This window comes from Sinorhizobium sp. BG8 (assembly GCF_016864555.1).
Taxonomy (GTDB): Bacteria; Pseudomonadota; Alphaproteobacteria; order Rhizobiales; family Rhizobiaceae; genus BG8.
On record NZ_CP044011.1, the window covers coordinates 775,778 to 793,745 of the forward strand.

At 62.1% G+C, this 17,968-nt stretch carries 8 protein-coding genes and 3 pseudogenes; 8 read left to right on the forward strand and 3 right to left on the reverse strand.

What is annotated here, in order from left to right:
* Positions 1–3 precede the first annotated feature (3 nt).
* Together F3Y30_RS03560 and F3Y30_RS03565 are read right to left on the reverse strand one after the other, a co-directional pair.
* Positions 4–1,041, reverse strand: coding sequence for a glycoside hydrolase family 5 protein (locus tag F3Y30_RS03560; RefSeq protein WP_203426470.1), 1,038 nt, complete (start codon positions 1,039–1,041; stop codon positions 4–6).
* A 57-nt stretch (positions 1,042–1,098) separates the two neighbouring features.
* The gene (locus F3Y30_RS03565) at positions 1,099–2,268 is read right to left on the reverse strand and encodes a glycosyltransferase family 4 protein (RefSeq protein WP_246752858.1); all 1,170 of its coding nucleotides are present in this window, start codon (positions 2,266–2,268) and stop codon (positions 1,099–1,101) included.
* Between the two features lie 303 nt (positions 2,269–2,571).
* Here F3Y30_RS03565 and F3Y30_RS03570 point away from each other — a divergent pair, with 303 nt between their 5' ends.
* Complete coding sequence (locus F3Y30_RS03570; protein WP_203425179.1) at positions 2,572–4,380, forward strand: ABC transporter ATP-binding protein; 1,809 nt, start codon at positions 2,572–2,574, stop codon at positions 4,378–4,380.
* 82 nt (positions 4,381–4,462) lie between these two features.
* On the opposite strand, the gene polA is transcribed toward F3Y30_RS03570, so the two are convergent.
* Positions 4,463–7,456, reverse strand: a complete 2,994-nt coding sequence (polA, locus tag F3Y30_RS03575; RefSeq protein WP_203426471.1) for a DNA polymerase I — start codon at positions 7,454–7,456, stop codon at positions 4,463–4,465.
* 387 nt (positions 7,457–7,843) lie between these two features.
* Here polA and F3Y30_RS03580 point away from each other — a divergent pair.
* The 7 genes and pseudogenes from F3Y30_RS03580 (at position 7,844) to dnaJ (ending at position 17,953) form a co-directional block, all read left to right on the forward strand.
* Positions 7,844–8,283, forward strand: a pseudogene (locus tag F3Y30_RS03580) (MarR family transcriptional regulator).
* Positions 8,284–8,359: 76 nt separating this feature from the next.
* Positions 8,360–9,751 (forward strand): dipeptidase, encoded by a 1,392-nt coding sequence (locus tag F3Y30_RS03585; protein ID WP_203425180.1) that lies wholly within the window; start codon positions 8,360–8,362, stop codon positions 9,749–9,751.
* A gap of 175 nt (positions 9,752–9,926) precedes the next feature.
* Positions 9,927–10,877, forward strand: a complete 951-nt coding sequence (locus F3Y30_RS03590; RefSeq protein WP_203425181.1) for a lysylphosphatidylglycerol synthase domain-containing protein — start codon at positions 9,927–9,929, stop codon at positions 10,875–10,877.
* 101 nt (positions 10,878–10,978) lie between these two features.
* The gene (locus F3Y30_RS03595) at positions 10,979–11,413 is read left to right on the forward strand and encodes a BA14K family protein (RefSeq protein ID WP_203425182.1); all 435 of its coding nucleotides are present in this window, start codon (positions 10,979–10,981) and stop codon (positions 11,411–11,413) included.
* A gap of 705 nt (positions 11,414–12,118) precedes the next feature.
* Positions 12,119–14,355, forward strand: a pseudogene (locus F3Y30_RS03600) (transglycosylase domain-containing protein).
* A gap of 310 nt (positions 14,356–14,665) precedes the next feature.
* Positions 14,666–16,576: a molecular chaperone DnaK gene (gene dnaK, locus F3Y30_RS03605; RefSeq protein ID WP_203425183.1), complete on the forward strand. Its 1,911-nt coding sequence runs from the start codon at positions 14,666–14,668 to the stop codon at positions 16,574–16,576.
* A gap of 247 nt (positions 16,577–16,823) precedes the next feature.
* Positions 16,824–17,953, forward strand: a pseudogene (dnaJ, locus tag F3Y30_RS03610) (molecular chaperone DnaJ).
* Positions 17,954–17,968 lie beyond the last annotated feature (15 nt).

A 17,968-nucleotide genomic window follows, 5' to 3' on the forward strand; every position in this document is an offset into this window, starting at 1 on the left:
CAATCACTTGAGTGCGGGGCAAGCCGCGGTCGGTGCCGGCAGTGCATTGCCATGCTCCAGCGCCTTCAGTTGCAGCCTGTCGCCATCCTTGGTGGGTTGGATGTTCAGCGGCTCGCTGGCCGGCCACCAGTCGCCCGCAGCCCAGTAGGTCCAGCCGGTCCATACGTCGGAGTTCTCGTTGACCACCGCGGTCATGCGGGCGAGCCCTGTCAGGCAATCAGTGTTTGCGGCTCCGCCGAACTCGCCAAGAAATCCGCGTTTGCCGTTCTTGCGCAGCCAGGCCGTGAAGTTCTCGAGTGCCGCCACGGCGTCGTCTGCCCGCTCGCACGTGTCGTGCATGCCCGAAAAATCGCTATCGAGATACTGATGCACCTCGAATGCGAAGTTGTTCGCCGGGTCCTGGACCCCAAGCATGACGGTTCCGTTGGCGCCGCCGAGACGGTCCGTCTCCCAGCTGTGCGCGCCGCTCCAGATCGTCCCCGGCACCATCACGAAGTTTGTCGCGCCGGTCCCACGGATGGCCGCAATCGCTGCGTTCGCCGAACCCAGCCACTGCTCGGCAGTCACGTCAAAGGGTTCGTTCATCAAGCCGAACTGCACCGCAGGATCGTTCTTGAAGTGCCGTGCTAGACGCTTCCAGAAATCGGCGAACGCGGCATCAGGCACATCCGTGGAGCCGATCTGGCTCCCGCGGTAGTAGGCATAGTTGTGAGGATCGAGAATCACGGTCATGCCGGCTTCCTTGATCCTGTTCGTGGCATCGTCGAGGCGTGCAAGCTCCGCCCGGTCGAACGATTTCATCAGGGTCGGTTGAAGCCGCTCCCACAGGAATTGCAGCCGGACTGCGTTGAAGCCCTTTCCGGCGAAGTAGGTGATCGTCGCGTCGCTCGGGTAGATGTAGTCCTTGCCATAGACACCGGGGGGCTTGCCGTATTCGGCGCCGGAGAGGTTTATACCGCGTAGGCAACCCTGGGCGGCGATCGACGGCGATGCAAGGAGAAGCATGCCGGCAATCAGGCTACCTTTCCTTGCCGCGCGCATCACGGTCGACGTTCGCATTCCCTTGAATATCATAGCCGTGCTTTCGGTTGGGAGCTTTCAGGCCCGGTGCTTTTCCAGGTGGGTTGCGGTGTTTCGCCTGCTACTGTTGCGCTCCAGAACATCGCGATAGATCTCGGCATAGCGCTCGGCGACCTTGTCCCAGGAGTAGAACGAGGCAGCCTGCATCGCGCTCTCCCGCATCGAAGGGCCGCTTCTCTGGAGCAGGTCGAATTCCTTGGGTATCATGTTCGCCGCGCTGTCGGCATCGCCAAAATCACAAAGCCGTATGTCAGAATGTCGCGCGGCGAGGTCGCGGTAGGCGGTATTGGGCTGGAGCAGCGGTACCAGCCCGGCACTCATCGCTTCCACGGCGACCAGTCCGAATCCCTCATACTCGGAGGCCGAGGCAAAGAACGAGCTGCGGCCGAGCACTTCCCGGATTTCCTGATTGGGAAGGCCGAGATGCACCTCGACGTTTCCTTCCAGCCTGCGAGCGGCGATCATGGTGGCAATGTCGGCCGCACTGTGGTTGCCCGGGACCCCGATAATGTCGAGATGCCAGTCCGGATCGGACGCCACGAGGGCTTTCATCGTGTCGAGAAGGTTGTCCAGCCGCTTGTTGATCGAAAACCGGCCGATCGTCGCCATGCGCTTCACGGGTGCGTGGGATGCGGCGTCGTGAAACTTCGAAGTATCCGCGCCGTTGCCTATCTCGATGACCCTTTCGCCGGCGATCGGCCGGAAGAGCCGCGCATCCTGCGGGCTGCATCCGATCAGGCGATCGTAGGCACGGGAAGAGATCCGGGTGAGCGTATTGAACCACACCGCCTTGAACGCCGCATATCGGCTAGTGTGAAAGAACCCGCCATGCGTGGTCGCGACCATGGGCTTCCCATGCAGAAACCGTCCCCAGGCCAGCGCATCGAAGAAGAAGTCGATGGCGTGCACGTGAACAATGTCGGCATCGCGAACGTGCCGGAATACGCCGGGCGCAATCGGATAGCGTGTGCTGCCGGAAAACGGGACGCGAACGACCTCGATGCCGTCAATCGTCTCTGCGTGGGGCAGCTTGCTTTCAAGCTCGGTGAAGACGCGTTCGAGGGTCACGACCCGGACCCGATAGCCGCGTATCAGGAGCTGGTGCGACAAGTTCTTCACGACGTCCTCGAGCCCGCCGCGGCTGGGCGCATATTGCCGTACAACCTGTACGGCAAGCGGTGCGTCCATTGTCGGCCGCCTCAAGGCTTCGGGTCGAGTTAGCATGTTGACCGTCCCGTTGGAGTTGCGCGAGGGATCGCGCGTGAGGCCGCGCGGATTCCGCGGCCGCAATATTCCGTGCGTCCCGTGCCTATCAAGGAGAGGAAGAGTTTAAATTGGCCTTAACCGCATTGCGCTCAGCGTTGGCGGCAGCGGGAATGTCGAAACAGGATTAAGAGATTGCAAGCCTCGACCTAGGGCTGTAGAGCCGAGCGGTTTTCGCAGCGTAAGTATCTGGAGGCGATTCCGCCTCCCAACGCAGGTTTGACAACCATGTCCGCGCAAGAAAGAACGCCGTCCGCTTCCGGTTCCATCGAACGACGCCATCCCCTGCTGGTCCTGTTCTCGCTGGTGCGGGAGGAGCGAGGGCGTGTCGTTCGCGCGACGCTCTGTTCGATCACGAACAAGATCTTTGACGTCATGCCCGAGATCCTGATCGGTACGGCGCTGGACGTCGTGGTGCGGGGCAAGGATTCCTTCGTCGCTCAGCTCGGCGTGACCGACCCCGTGCACCAGCTGACATTGCTCGGGATCGCCACCTTTCTGATCTGGTTCGGCGAATCGCTGTTCGAATATCTCTATCAGATCCTGTGGCGGGGCCTTGCCCAGGACATGCAGCACAGGCTGCGCGTGCGCTGCTATGACCATGCCCAGCACCTGCCGCCAGGTTTTTACGAGGAGAACCGCTCCGGGGATCTCGTGACCATTCTCAATGACGACATCAACCAGCTCGAGCGCTTTCTCGATCGCGGTGCCAACGAGCTCATCCAGACCTTTTCGGCGGTTTTCCTGGTCGGTGCCGTATTTTTCATCCTGAGCCCGCTGATCGCCGTCATCGCGTTCACGCCGGTGCCGGTGATCATTGCGGGTGCCTTCTGGTTCCAGCGCCGCGCCCAGGCTCGTTATGATGCCGTCCGCGCCCGGGCCGGCAATCTCGGGGCGCGGCTTACGACAAACCTGCAGGGACTGCAGACGATCAGGGCATTCGGAGCGGAAAAGCGCGAGACCCTGGCCCTTGAAGCGGAAAGCCGGGCCTATGTCGACGCGAACCGGGCGGCGATCCGCATATCCTCTGCCTTCATTCCGATCATCCGCATGGCGATCCTATCGGGTTTCCTCGCGACCTTCATGATCGGTGGCTGGCTCGCCCTGTCGGGCCAGATGCAGGTGGGTGTCTACGGACTCCTCGTCTTCCTGACCCAGCGTCTGCTCTGGCCGATGACCGGCCTTGCCGAGATCGCCGATCTCTACGAGCGTGCCATGGCTTCGACCCGACGGATCCTTCGCTTGCTCGACGAACCACAGGTGGAGGAACATGGGGCCCATGACACGATGGTCTCGGGCAACATCCGACTGGAGAATGTGTCGTTCCGCTACTCGACCGGTCCGGGCGGAGTGAGCGATGTCGATCTCGACATCGCCGCCGGGGAGACTGTCGCCCTGGTCGGGCCGACCGGAAGCGGCAAGTCCACCTTGATCAAGATCATGGGCTATTTCCTCAAGGTCCGGGGCGGTCGTGTCCTGCTCGATGGGGTTCCGCTCGGGGACTGGTCGCGCGCGCGGCTGCGGCGGAGCATGGCGTGGGTGCCGCAGGAGGTGACGCTCTTCCACGGTACGATCGCGGAGAACATCGCCTATGGACGGCCGGAGGCGACGCGCACCGAAATCGAGGCGGCGGCCCGCCTTGCCGAAGCGGATGGCTTTATCCGGGCGTTGCCGCATGGCTACGACAGTCCGATCGGCGAGTTCGGGCAGAAGCTTTCCGGCGGGCAGCGTCAGCGCATTGCTCTTGCGCGCGCCCTCCTGATCGACCCGGCGATCCTGATCCTCGATGAAGCGACGAGCGCCGTCGATAACGAAACGGAAGCAGCTATTCAGCGTTCGCTCGCCAGGATGAAGGGCAAGCGCACCGTCATCCTCGTTGCCCATCGCCTGAGCACCGTCGTGCACGCCGATGCGATCCACGTCATGGACGGCGGCCGGATCATCCAGTCAGGCTCGCATGACGAGCTGGTTGCCCGCGGAGGGCTTTATCGCACGCTCTGGGACATCCAGACCGGCCAGGTTGCGGCGGAGACCTGAGCGAGCTCCTGACCGGACCTGCATGCGCGGCATCACTACCGACGCTCGCAGGTCCGTGGCCTCTCGATCAGGGAGATTTGTCTCAGTGAGCCTCGTCCCAGTTGTGCGCTGCGCGGGCGTCGACTTTCAGCGGGACGCGCATGGACAGTGCCGGCATGGAGGCGTTCTCCATGACATGGACGATCACCGGGATCGCCGCCTCCACCTCCTGGTCCTCCACTTCGAAAATCAGTTCGTCATGGACCTGGAGCAGCATGCGGGCGGAGAGACCTGACGAGTCGAGCGCCGGCTCCATCTTGATCATGGCTCGGCGGATGATGTCGGCGGCCGAGCCCTGGATCGGCGCGTTGATCGAAGCGCGCTCGTTGAAGGCGCGCACGGACGGGTTGGACGACCGGATCTCCGGATAGTGGGCGCGTCGGCCGAAGATGGTTTCGACATAGCCGTTCTCGCGTGCGAACGCCTTGGTGCTGTCCATGTAGTCGCGAATGCCGGGGAAGCGCTCGAAGTACTTCTTGATGTACTCGCCGGCCTCCGAGCGTTCGATCGAGAGCTGGTTGGCCAGGCCGAAGGCCGATATGCCGTAGATAATGCCGAAGTTGATCGCCTTGGCGCGGCGGCGCACGTCTGAGGGCATGCCCTCCATTGGAACACCGAACATCTCCGACGCGGTCATGGCGTGGATGTCGACGCCGTCGGCGAAGGCCTGCTTCAGCTGCGGGATGTCGGCGACGTGTGCAAGCACACGCAGCTCGATCTGGCTGTAGTCGGCCGAGACCAGCTTGTGGCCGGGTGTCGCCACGAAGGCCGTGCGGATCTTGCGGCCCTCCGCGTTGCGCACCGGAATGTTCTGCAGGTTCGGCTCGGAAGAAGAGAGGCGACCCGTCGTGGTGGCCGCCAGCGCATAGGATGTGTGCACCCGCTTGGTGTCGGGATGGACGAAACCGGGAAGGGCGTCGGTATAGGTGGATTTGAGCTTCGTGAGCTGGCGCCAGTCCACGATCTTGCGCGGCAGCGGCAGGCCCTCGGCCGCGAGGTCCTCAAGAACCTGCGCGGAGGTGGACCATTGGCCGGTCTTGGTCTTCGAGCCTCCCGGCAGCCCCATCTTTCCGAACAGGATGTCGCCCAGTTGCTTGGGCGAACCGATGGTGAAGCGTTCGCCCGCAAGCTCGTAGATTTCGTCCTCGAGTGCTGCTGCGCCCTGCGCAAGCTCTCCCGACAACCGCGAAAGGATCTGCCGGTCGACCGTGATGCCACGTTCCTCCATGCGTGCAAGCACGGGAACAAGCGGTCTCTCCAGCCGCTCATAGACCGAGGTGAGGCGGGCGGCGACCAATCGGGGCTTCAGCACGTGCCATAGCCGCAACGTCACGTCCGCATCCTCGGCGGCATAGGCGGTTGCCCTGGCGATGTCGACCATGTCGAAGCCCTGCGCGCCCTTGCCGCTGCCGGCAACATCCTTGTAGGCAATCGGCTTGTGGCCCAGCCAGCGCTCGGAAAGGGCATCCATGCCATGCGTGCCGGCGCCGGCGTCCAGCGCGTAGGACATCAGCATGGTGTCATCGAAGCTCCGGATGACGACGCCATGTCGCTTCATCACCAGGTAATCGTATTTCAGGTTCTGTGCGACTTTCAGGACAGACGTGTCTTCCAGGAGGTCCTTCAGCCGCTCCAGCGCCTTGCCGATGGGGATCTGCCCTTCTGCCAGCCCCCCGCCGAGGAGGTCGCCGACGCCGGTCTTGTGCGCCAGCGGCACATAGGCCGCGCGGATCTTTGCCCCGGAGGGATCCTTGGCATTGTCTGCGAGCGCCAGCGAGAAGCCGACCAGTTCGGCCTGCATCGCGTCGAGCGACGTCGTCTCCGTGTCGAAGCCCACGAGGCCGGTTTCACGCGCATCGGCGATCCAGCGGTCGAGAGTCTCGATGTCCCTGATCGTGACGTATCCGGCATGATCGACGGGAAGGGATCCGAAGATCTCGCGGCGGGCAGCGGCGAGGGCGCCGGGCGTGGCATCGCCAGATGCGGGCTTTCCGGGAAGGAGCGTTGCGGCAGCCTCGGCGGCGCTCTCGGTCCCCGTCGCTTCCGAAGGCGCAGGCCCCGGGCTTTCACCCTTGTCGAGGTCCGGTCCATGGGCGCTTGCACCCCACTCCACGGGCACGGCGGCAGGCTCGATGGCGCTCGCGTCGCAGTCGCACGCTTCCGCCACGCGCCGTGTCAGCGTCGTGAACTCCATCGCCTTCAGGAAGGCAATCAGCCTTGGGCCGTCCTGCGGCTGCAGGTCCAGATCCTCGAGCGGGACGTCGAGCGGCGTGTCGGTCTTCAGCCGCACCAGTTGCCGCGAAAGCAACGCCAGATCGCGATTGGCGATGATGTTCTCGCGCCGTTTGACCTGCTTTATCTCGTCCGCCCGTGCGAGCAGCGTGTCCAGGTCCCCGTACTCTTCGAGAAGCTGCGCTGCGGTCTTCGGGCCGATGCCGGGGATGCCCGGAACATTGTCGGTCGAATCACCGGTCATGGCCTGGAGGTCGATCATTTTCTCCGGCGGGACGCCCCACTTCTCGATGACCTCGGCGATGGCGATCTGCTTGTCCTTCATGCTGTCATACATCGACACCTTTGGCGTCACGAGCTGCATGAGGTCCTTGTCGGAGGAGATGATCGTCACATCTGCGCCCGCGGCTTCCGCAAGACGCGCATAGGTGGCGATCAGGTCGTCGGCTTCGTAGCCTTCCTTTTCGATGCAGGGAAGGTTGAAGGCGCGGGTGGCATGGCGGATCAGGCCGAACTGTGGGATCAGGTCTTCGGGCGGGGCAGTCCGGTTGGCCTTGTAGAGATTGTAGAGGTCGTTCCGGAAGGTCTTCGAGGAATAGTCGAAGATCACGGCGAAATGGGAGGGCGTCACGCCGACATCGGTGTTCCGCGCGTCCTTGAGCAGCTTCCACAACATGTTGCAGAAACCGGATACGGCGTTGACCGGCAGTCCGTCCGACTTCCGGTTGAGCGGCGGAATCGCGTGAAACGCCCGGAAAATGAAGCCCGAGCCGTCGACAAGAAAGAGATGATCACCATGTTTCATGGGGAGCATGGATAGCGCGGCGCACACGGCTCGTCCATCGTTCATTCGCCTCCAGAGTGCATCTCCTGAAAGGGCTCGCGGGTCTCACACAAACGTTACCAATTTGTAATTCTGGCGAGGCGGCGAGTCCCTTGAAAAGCCACATTCCCCGACACAAATGACACTCATCGGCATCTAATCAAGCCGTTGTCTGGCACCCGGCCTGTCCCCCGCCGCGCCAGACGTAGGACAAAGGCCTTTCCCCCTCTCCGGGCCTTTGTCCATAATTCGCAAGGACCGCCACGGGCGCGCCTCCAGCCCGTGGCGGTTTTTCTTTGGGGTCCGCCCAGGCTTCATGCCCTTCCCGCACCCATTGTATCGACTCGATTTTCCGCTTAGCCTCTGGCCATGAGCTTTGACCGGATGGAGTCGGCCGCCTACCTTGCCAACCTGTTGGCGAAGGGTGCCGCCCGCGCCCTTCATGGGCGGGCGAGCGAATATGGCTTTGCCCCGGACAGCTTCCCGTGCTTCTCGAACTCTGGAACGGCGACGGACTGACCCAGAAGGAGCTTCTGGATCGCCTCGATATCGAGCAGGCCACCATGGCAAACACCCTCTCTCGCATGGAGCGGGACGGCCTGATCGTGCGTCGCACCCATCCGGCGGACCGCCGCGCGCAGCAGATTTTCCTCTGCGACCGCGGGCGCGAACTGCGCGACGAGGCGTTGGCGGCCGCCATCGCAATAGAGGAGGAACTCTTTAGGGGGTTCAGGCGCTTTGAGAAGGAACTGGTTCTCGAATACATCCGTATGATGCTCGCCAACATCGGACGGTGTCCCAGGCCCTGAGGCCTCGTCCGCCGGTTTGAATTGCCACTTGTCATCAGGCGAACTAATGTCCCGGCAAATTGCAAGGGATTCCGTCATGACAAACATTCTGCCCGTCCTCGATCACGCCGCCGCCGACCTTCCGGCGAGCCTCGAACGCCTGTTCGAGCTCGTCCGCATCAAGTCGATATCGACCGACCCGGCCTACGGTGCAGAGTGCAGGAAGGCAGCGGAGTGGCTTGTCGCTGAACTGCGTTCGCTCGGTTTCGACGCAGCGGTTCGCGAGACGCCCGGACACCCCATGGTCGTTGCACATCATGACGGTCCCCGAGAGGACGCGCCGCACGTGCTCTTCTACGGCCACTACGATGTCCAACCCGTCGATCCGCTGAACCTCTGGGACAACGATCCCTTCGAACCTGCTGTTCGTGACATCGAAGGTGGAAGGCGGATCATCACGGGCCGCGGAACCTCGGACGACAAGGGTCAGCTCATGACCTTTGTCGAGGCATGCCGCGCCTACAAGGAAACGCAAGGAGCCCTGCCGTGCCGGGTCTCCATTCTCTTCGAAGGTGAGGAGGAATCCGGCTCACCTTCTTTGAAGCCATTCCTCGAGGCCAATGCTGCGGAACTCACTGCCGACTGCGCGCTCGTATGCGACACAAGCATGTGGGACTTCGAAACACCCGCCATCTCTGCGGGATTGCGCGGCCTCGTCGGAGAGGAAATCGTCGTGCGGGCCGCCAATCGCGATCTGCACTCCGGATACTATGGTGGAGCTGCGGCCAACCCCATTCATGTCCTTGCCGAAATTCTCGCGGGCCTGCACGACGAGAGCGGCCGTGTGACGCTTGAGGGGTTCTACGACGGCGTCGAGGAAACGCCGAGCCAGATCAAGGCGGCGTGGGATACGCTCGGCACGACTGCGGAGAGTTTCCTCGGCGAAATCGGCCTGTCCGTGCCGTCCGGGGAAAAGGGACGATCGGTCCTCGAGCTCACCTGGGCCCGGCCGACCGCGGAGGTCAACGGTATCGTCGGCGGTTATACGGGGGATGGCTTCAAGACGGTGATCGCTGCCGAAGCCTCCGCCAAGGTCTCGTTCCGCCTTGTGGGCAAACAGGATCCCGGAAGCATTCGTGATGCGTTCCGCGCCTATGTCCAGTCGAAGATCCCGTCCGATTGCTCCGTGTCTTTCCATGCCCACGGGGGATCGCCTGCCATCCAGCTGCCCTATGATTCGCCCCTCCTGACCAAGGCAAAGGATGCGCTTTCGGATGAGTGGTCGAAGCCCGCGGTGGTGATCGGCATGGGCGGTTCGATCCCGATCGTGGGGGACTTCCAGAAGATGCTCGGGATGGAGTCGCTTTTGGTCGGCTTCGGTCTCTCCGACGATCGCATTCACTCCCCAAACGAGAAATACGAGCTGCGTTCCTTTGAGAAGGGCATCCGCTCCTGGATCCGCATCCTCGCGGCCATCGCTTCCAAATAGTCGCGATGGTGATGCCGACGCTGTCTGGTACGGGCCCGACCGCCTTCCGAAACCCGTTGGCCCGCATCGTCGCGGCCATCGGGGCCAGCCTCCGTAAGTCTTTCGTCGCGTTTGCGGGCACCTACGTCGTACGGCGGTGGTGCGGCGTCCCGCAACATGCAATGGTTCGCCTGTTATGAAACTAAAAAAGCTCTTCTGGCCTCTCGTGGGCGGCGCTGCCATCGTCTTCTCGCTGTGGGTTCTCTATCACGATGTGAAGGGGCTCTCCCTTCGCGAGCTGACTGACAGCCTGTACGCGATCCCCCTGTCCGGCTGGCTGCTTGCCTGCTGTGCGACACTGGTTGCCTACGGAGCTCTTGCGGCCTACGACCATCTTGCGATCGAGCATCTCGGACACCGGTTGTCGCTCTGGTTCATCACGGTCGCCTCGTTCACCGCCTACGCCCTCTCGCACACGATCGGTGCGTCTGTATTCTCCGGAGCTGTCGTCAGATACCGGGCCTATACGTCGAAGGGGCTGACGGCGTCCGAGGTCGGCGTGCTCGTCGCGTTCTGCTCCTTCACGTTCGCTCTCGGCACGGCGATGCTTTTCGGCTTCGTGCTGCTGATCGAGCCGGATATCGTCGCGCGGGTCGCCGACTTCCTGCCGATTGAGGCCGCCATTTCCACGGGCCTTCTGATTCTCGGACTTATCTCGATCTATGTGATCGGCAGTCTCGTGGGTTTCCGCCCCATCCACACGCGCTGGCTGAAGCTGGAGTACCCTAAGCCCACACTGGTGGTGCGCCAGCTGTTCATCGCGCCGATCGAGATTGTCGCGGCGACGGCGATCATCTACTCCGTCCTGCCGGCCGAAGGAAATCCAGGTTTCCTGGTGGTGCTTGGGATCTTTCTCGCGTCGTTCTCGGTTGCTCTCATATCCCACGCTCCCGGTGGAATCGGCGTACTGGAACTGATCTTCATCGCCGGCCTGCCCGAAATGGACCCCGCCGCCGTACTCGCTGCGCTTCTGGTCTTCCGCCTGCTCTACCTGATCATACCGTTCTTCATCGCCCTCGTCGTCGTTCTGGTTTTCGAGCGATCCCGCTTTCTCACGCGGGAACGAAATGGCAGTCCATCAAGTTAAATTGATCGGAAGACGGTTCATCCTCAGTTCAGCTGACAATAGTAAACATGACGCCGTCTCTGTTGAGAACGTCATTGCAGATAGATTTTAGGAGTTTTCACATGATCCAGATCGTCAAGAGATGCGCGGCAGCGGTGCTTTCCGCCGCCGTATTCGCGACGACCTTCGTTCCGGTGCAGGCGACGGCAATGCCGCGGACCGACATGACGGTCAGCTCGGATATCGAGACCGTGCAGTACCGTCACCATCACCGCCCGCGTCCCGGATATTACAATGGGCACCAGGGATATCGGTATCACCGTGACGGATATCGCCGCTATTCGGACGGCTATTGGTACCCGCTGGCTGCCTTCGGCGCCGGTGCGATCATCGGTGGAGCGATCGCCAGCCAGCCGCGCTATGTAGAGGAAGGTGGCGTAAATCCCCGTCACTACGAATGGTGCGCCGCACGCTATCGTTCTTACCGCGCCTATGACAATACCTTCAACCCCGGCGGTTACGGTGGACGCAGGCAGTGCCTGTCCCCCTACTACTGATCTCGATCGGAAGATCGGTTTAAGACGGGCGGCTCTCGGGCCGCCCTTTTCATTCGAGATCGAGGCGGTTCCCCAGAACCGGAAGGGCTGGATCTTTCGGGGCATGCGGCTTTACCCCGCGCATTCGGAGATTGCGTAAGCGTGGCGGCCTGTTTCCCGGCCGCCACGGGCCTTACAGCAGGGCCATGATCACATGGAACACGGCGAGGAAGAACGCGGAAGAGACCTCAAGTTTGAAGCCCTTCCCGCGCACATAGCTTATGCGCATGTCAATCCCTTCGGAGACATGCCTGAACGTCCAGGCGAGCGACGCCTGCGCAGATCTGCACGTGATTTAAAGAAACGGCTACCGCGGATTCGGTGCCTGGCGCCATCTCGTCGACGCCGACGGTTCAGTCTGCAGGTGAGGTCGGCTGGCCATAGAGGCTCCGCAATCACTCCCTTGCGACTACATTAGAAAGATCGCATGTTTCGTCGATTTGGTCAATTGGGCTACCGAGCATGGTCCTGCTGGACAGGAAGCCGGCGAACGGTTCGCAAAAGCCCGGATGGGGTGCCCGAAACGGAACGGCAAGTGCGGGCGAGCTGTCGGGAAACCAGTTGAGAATTCTAAAGAATTCGTTTCCGAGTTCTTAACCACCCCTTAAATCGCCGCATTTAAAGTTCAACCGACGGCGAAGCATCAAGAGGGCCACCCAACCAGGCATGGCAGGCAACCGCAAATCCGAGCGAATTGAGCCGTCCTTCGAAGGAGGACGTGGGCGCGGTGGCGATGGCGACCTGCGTCTCGATGCGGACGATCGCGTGGCCGGGAGCTCGCGGAAGGGATCGTCGTCGAAGCGCAAGACGCCGAAGGCCTCTCGGGAGAAATCCCGCCGGCAGCGCAGCGGTCGCGGCTTCTTCGGCCTGCTGCGTTCCATGTTCTACTGGTGCATCGTTCTGGGTATTTGGGGCGCCATGGGCGTCGGTGCGCTCGTTCTCTATTACGGCGCCCGCATGCCGAGTGCGACCAGCTGGGCGATACCGGAGCGCCCCCCCAACGTCAAAATCCTTGCGGTCAGCGGGGAGGCCATCGCCAATCGCGGCATGACCGGCGGCGAGGCCCTGTCGCTGGAGAACATGTCTCCCTACATTCCCCAGGCCGTGATCGCGATCGAGGACCGTCGTTTTTACTCGCACTTCGGCATCGATCCCCTGGGCCTTGCGAGAGCCATGGTCACCAACGTCGTGACGGGACGCATGGTGCAGGGCGGTTCCACGCTCACCCAACAGCTCGCCAAGAACCTCTTCCTTTCTCCGGAGCGCACGCTTGAGCGAAAGGTGCAGGAGGTGTTGCTCGCCATCTGGCTGGAGCACAAGTACACCAAGGACCAGATCCTTGCGATGTATCTCAACCGGGTCTTCTTTGGCTCGAATTCCTATGGCGTGGAGGCCGCTTCCCGGCGCTACTTCAACAAGTCGGCCCGTGACGTCAATCTCGGGGAGGCAGCCCTTCTCGCGGGCCTCCTCAAGGCGCCTTCGCGCCTTTCGCCGGCCCGCGATCCGCAAGCCGCGGAAGCGCGAGCCCAGGTGGTTCTGTCCGCCATGCGGGAAGAGGGCTACGTCACCGATTCCGAGATCAAGACCGCGATGTCGCAGACGCCTGCGCGCGCAAAGGGCAGCTGGTCCGGCGCCCAGCACTATGTCGCGGATCTCGTGATGGACCAACTCCCCGCCCTGATCGGTGACATCAAGGAAGATCTGGTCATCGACACGACGATCGATCTCGGCCTCGAGCAGAAGGCCGACGAGACGATCTCCGCGATCCTTGACGAGAACGGAACAAAGCTCAATGCCTCGCAGGCGGCCCTGGTCTCGATCGACGGAACCGGTGCCATCCGCGCGCTCGTCGGCGGCCGCGACTATGCCGCAAGCCAGTTCGACCGCGCCTCGAAGGCGAAGCGTCAGCCGGGCTCGGCCTTCAAGCCGTTCGTCTATGCCGCCGCCCTGGAAAGTGGTCGCTCGCCGCTTTCGGTGCGCAACGATGCGCCTGTGCGGATAGGCAAGTGGACGCCGGAGAACTACGACCAGAAGTATCGGGGCGAAGTGACCCTGGCTTCTGCCCTCGCAAACTCGCTCAACACGATCGCGGCGCAGCTCGTCATGGAAGTCGGGCCTGACAACGTCGTGAAACTCGCCCACCGTCTCGGCATCGAATCCGAACTTCAGTCAAATGCCTCCATCGCGCTCGGCACTTCGGAAGTGACACTCGTCGAACTCACCTCCGCATACGCGCCGTTCATGAACGGAGGCTACAAGGCGACGCCTCACGTGATCCGGCGTATTTCGACGGCCGACGGAAAGGTTCTCTACGAAAATACCTACGACAATCCCCGCGCGTGCTGGAGCCTGAAATCGTGTCCATGATGAATGGCATGATGAAGCGCGTCATCACAGAGGGAACCGGCAAGAGCGCCAAGCTTCCGGGTTGGGAGGTCGCGGGCAAGTCTGGAACGACGCAGTCCTTCCGCGATGCGCTGTTCGTCGGCTTTTCGAGCAATCTGACGACGGGCGTGTGGTTCGGAAACGATGATGGCAAGTCGATGAAGAAGGTCACGGGCGGCGGTCTACCCGCCAAGGCGTGGAGCCAGTACATGATCGCGGCACACGAGGGGCTGTCGCCTTCGCCGCTGTTCGGTACGTCGGAGATATCGGCGCCAATGGCCCGGCTGGATGGAGTGGAACACAATCAGGAACCGCAGACGATCGGCGAGATGGTCTCCCGCGCCCTCGGCCTCGAGCGGGCGGCAGGCCCCCGCGGAGATGTTCCGGTCGACCGGACCGGATCGACGGGGCAGCGAAACGACGTGGGCCTCGATGATCCGATCCCTCCGGCCGAGATCGGCTCGCGTCCGTCCGAGACCCGGCGCACCACCCTCCTCGACATTCTGACCGGCGGTTGAGAAGGTTCCGGCCGGCCGAAGTCCGCACCCGTCCGGAAAATCCCTCATCCGACTTGCCTTCGCCAACCATCGCCTTGACGGATCATCGAACTGCTATCACATAGGTGCGGGAGCCGGCCTGGCGCCTGCAGAGGGGGCGCTCGCAACGCTGAATTTGCAAGCATTGCAGCCGCCGAACTCCTTGCAGTCGTTTGGACTGGTCCTTATATACGCCGCAGAACCGCAGCAGAGGCTGCGTTTTATACCACTGGGGGCTGCCAAAAGAATGCCTGATGGGGTTCCGGCAGCTCGCTTGAAGGAGAGATATGACATGGCAAAAGTAATCGGTATCGACCTCGGAACGACAAACTCCTGCGTCGCCGTCATGGATGGCAAGGACGCGAAAGTTATTGAAAATGCCGAAGGTGCGCGCACGACCCCGTCGATGGTCGCGTTCACCGAAGATGGCGAGCGCCTGACCGGACAACCGGCAAAGCGCCAGGCCGTCACCAATCCTGAAAACACCCTTTTCGCCGTGAAGCGCCTGATCGGCCGCCGTTACGACGACAAGATGGTCGAAAAGGACAAGGCCCTGGTTCCCTACAAGATCGTGAAGGGCGACAATGGCGATGCATGGGTTGAGGCCCACGGCAAGTCCTACTCCCCGTCGCAGATCTCCGCGATGATCCTTCAGAAGATGAAGGAAACGGCCGAATCCTATCTCGGTGAAAAGGTCACGCAGGCCGTCATCACCGTTCCAGCCTATTTTAACGATGCCCAGCGCCAAGCCACCAAGGATGCCGGCAGGATCGCCGGTCTGGACGTGCTTCGCATCATCAACGAGCCGACGGCCGCAGCATTGGCCTACGGCCTCGACAAGAAGGACGGCAAGACGATCGCGGTCTACGACCTCGGTGGCGGTACCTTCGATATTTCGGTGCTTGAAATCGGTGACGGCGTCTTCGAAGTGAAGTCGACGAACGGTGATACGTTCCTCGGCGGTGAAGACTTCGACATGCGCCTCGTCGAGTACCTTGCCGCTGAGTTCAAGAAGGACCAGGGCATCGATCTCAAGAACGACAAGCTGGCTCTGCAGCGCCTGAAGGAAGCCGCGGAAAAGGCGAAGATCGAACTCTCGTCCTCGCAGCAGACCGAAATCAACCTGCCGTTTATCACGGCGGATGCCTCCGGTCCGAAGCACCTGACGATGAAGCTGTCGCGTGCCAAGTTCGAAAGCCTCGTCGACGACCTCATCCAGCGTACCGTTGCTCCGTGCAAGGCAGCCCTCAAGGATGCCGGCGTTACGGCGGGCGAGATCGACGAAGTCGTTCTTGTCGGCGGCATGAGCCGCATGCCGAAGGTGCAGGAAGTCGTCAAGCAGCTGTTCGGCAAGGAGCCGCACAAGGGCGTGAACCCGGATGAAGTGGTCGCCATGGGCGCTGCCATCCAGGCCGGCGTTCTCCAGGGCGACGTCAAGGACGTTCTGCTCCTCGACGTGACCCCGCTGTCGCTCGGCATCGAAACGCTGGGTGGCGTCTTCACCCGTCTGATCGAGCGCAACACGACGATCCCGACGAAGAAGTCGCAGACCTTCTCGACTGCCGAAGACAACCAGTCGGCCGTGACGATCCGCGTCTCGCAGGGCGAGCGCGAAATGGCTGCGGACAACAAGCTGCTCGGCCAGTTCGACCTCGTCGGCATTCCGCCGGCGCCGCGCGGCATGCCGCAGATCGAAGTCACCTTCGACATCGATGCCAACGGCATCGTGCAGGTGTCGGCGAAGGACAAGGGCACGGGCAAGGAGCACCAGATCCGCATCCAGGCTTCCGGTGGTCTCTCCGACGCGGACATCGAGAAGATGGTCAAGGACGCCGAGGCCAATGCCGAGAACGACAAGAAGCGCCGTGAGGCCGTCGAGGCGAAGAACCAGGCCGAAAGCCTGATCCACTCGTCCGAGAAGTCGCTCAAGGAATACGGCGACAAGGTTTCCGAAGCGGACCGCAAGTCCATCGAGGAAGCAATCGCTGCGTTGAAGACTGCTGTCGAGGCTTCCGAGCCCGACGCAGAGGACATCAAGGCGAAGACCAACACGCTCATGGAGGTATCCATGAAGCTCGGTCAGGCGATCTACGAGGCGCAGCAGGCGGCTGAAGGCGGCTCCGCCGAAGAGCAGGGCGACAACGTCGTTGACGCCGACTACGAGGAAGTCAAGGACGACGACGACCGCAAGCGGTCTGCTTGATCCGGAATGCCGGCCGCGTCAGCGGCCGGATTTTCTTGTGGAGAAGTGGCGGAAGGGCCTCACGACGGGGAAGGAAAGGCACATGATCGGGACCGTTCGAAACGGTGCGGATATCATGGCTTTCAATCCCGTCCGGACTTCCGCCTTTTTGCGTAGTGGTCATGCGGCTGCGCGCAGGACAAACCTTACCGTGATTTCCAATCCTTGTGGTGACGATATCCAGTCCATGAAACGGACCTGAACTCGAATGGCAAAAGCAGACTTTTACGAAACGCTGGGAGTGTCCAAGAGCGCCGATGAGAAGGAACTGAAAAGCGCCTTCCGCAAGATGGCGATGAGATATCATCCCGACAAGAATCCGGGCGATTCAGCCGCTGAGCACAAGTTCAAGGAAGTCAACGAAGCCTACGAGACGTTGAAGGATCCTCAGAAGCGGGCTGCATACGATCGCTACGGACATGCGGCATTCGAGCATGGTGGCATGGGTGGCGGCGGCTTCGGAGGCGGCTTCCAGGGCGGTGGATTCTCCGACATCTTCGAGGACATCTTCGGCGAGATGATGGGGGCGGACGCCAGCGGCGTTCCTCCGGCGGCCGGGAGCGCGGGGCGGACCTGCGCTACAACATGGAGATTACCCTCGAGGAGGCTTACTCCGGCAAGACGGCCCAGATCCGTGTCCCGACCTCGATCACCTGCGAGGTCTGCTCGGGATCAGGCGCCAAGCCCGGCACCAAGCCCCAGACCTGCGGTACCTGCCAGGGCTCCGGCCGCGTCCGTGCGGCACAGGGCTTCTTCTCGATCGAGCGCACCTGTCCTACCTGCCAGGGTCGCGGCACCATCATTCCCGATCCATGCGGCAAGTGCCACGGCCAGGGCCGCGTGACGGAGGAGCGTTCGCTCTCGGTCAACATTCCCTCGGGCATCGAGGACGGCACACGTATCCGCCTTTCGGGCGAAGGAGAAGCCGGCCTGCGCGGTGGGCCTGCCGGAGATCTCTACATCTTCCTGTCGGTCAAGCCGCACGAGTTCTTCCAGCGCGACGGTGCCGATCTCTATTGCAGCGTGCCGATCCAGATGACGACCGCAGCACTTGGCGGAACCTTCGACGTGGTGACCCTGGACGGATCCAAGTCGCGCGTCTCGGTGCCGGAAGGTACTCAGGCCGGCAAGCAGTTCCGCCTGAAGGGCAAGGGTATGCCGGTGCTTCGCTCCAACCAGACCGGCGACCTCTACATCCAGATCCAGATCGAGACGCCGCAGAAGCTTTCCAAGCGCCAGCGCGAACTGTTGAAGGAGTTCGAGGAACTCTCGTCGAAGGAGAACAATCCGGAATCGACCGGGTTCTTTGCCCGCATGAAGGAATTCTTCGAGGGGTAAGGCAAGGAGACCACC

Excerpts from the sequence above, each read along its gene's own strand:
- dnaK (WP_203425183.1), top strand. The coding sequence starts at position 14,666 with ATGGCAAAAGTAATCGGTATCGACCTCGGAACGACAAACTCCTGCGTC.
- F3Y30_RS03570 (WP_203425179.1), top strand. The coding sequence starts at position 2,572 with ATGTCCGCGCAAGAAAGAACGCCGTCCGCTTCCGGTTCCATCGAACGA.
- F3Y30_RS03590 (WP_203425181.1), top strand. The coding sequence starts at position 9,927 with ATGAAACTAAAAAAGCTCTTCTGGCCTCTCGTGGGCGGCGCTGCCATC.
- F3Y30_RS03585 (WP_203425180.1), top strand. The coding sequence starts at position 8,360 with ATGACAAACATTCTGCCCGTCCTCGATCACGCCGCCGCCGACCTTCCG.
- F3Y30_RS03560 (WP_203426470.1), bottom strand. The coding sequence starts at position 1,041 with ATGCGCGCGGCAAGGAAAGGTAGCCTGATTGCCGGCATGCTTCTCCTT.
- polA (WP_203426471.1), bottom strand. The coding sequence starts at position 7,456 with ATGAAACATGGTGATCATCTCTTTCTTGTCGACGGCTCGGGCTTCATT.
- F3Y30_RS03565 (WP_246752858.1), bottom strand. The coding sequence starts at position 2,268 with ATGGACGCACCGCTTGCCGTACAGGTTGTACGGCAATATGCGCCCAGC.
- F3Y30_RS03595 (WP_203425182.1), top strand. The coding sequence starts at position 10,979 with ATGATCCAGATCGTCAAGAGATGCGCGGCAGCGGTGCTTTCCGCCGCC.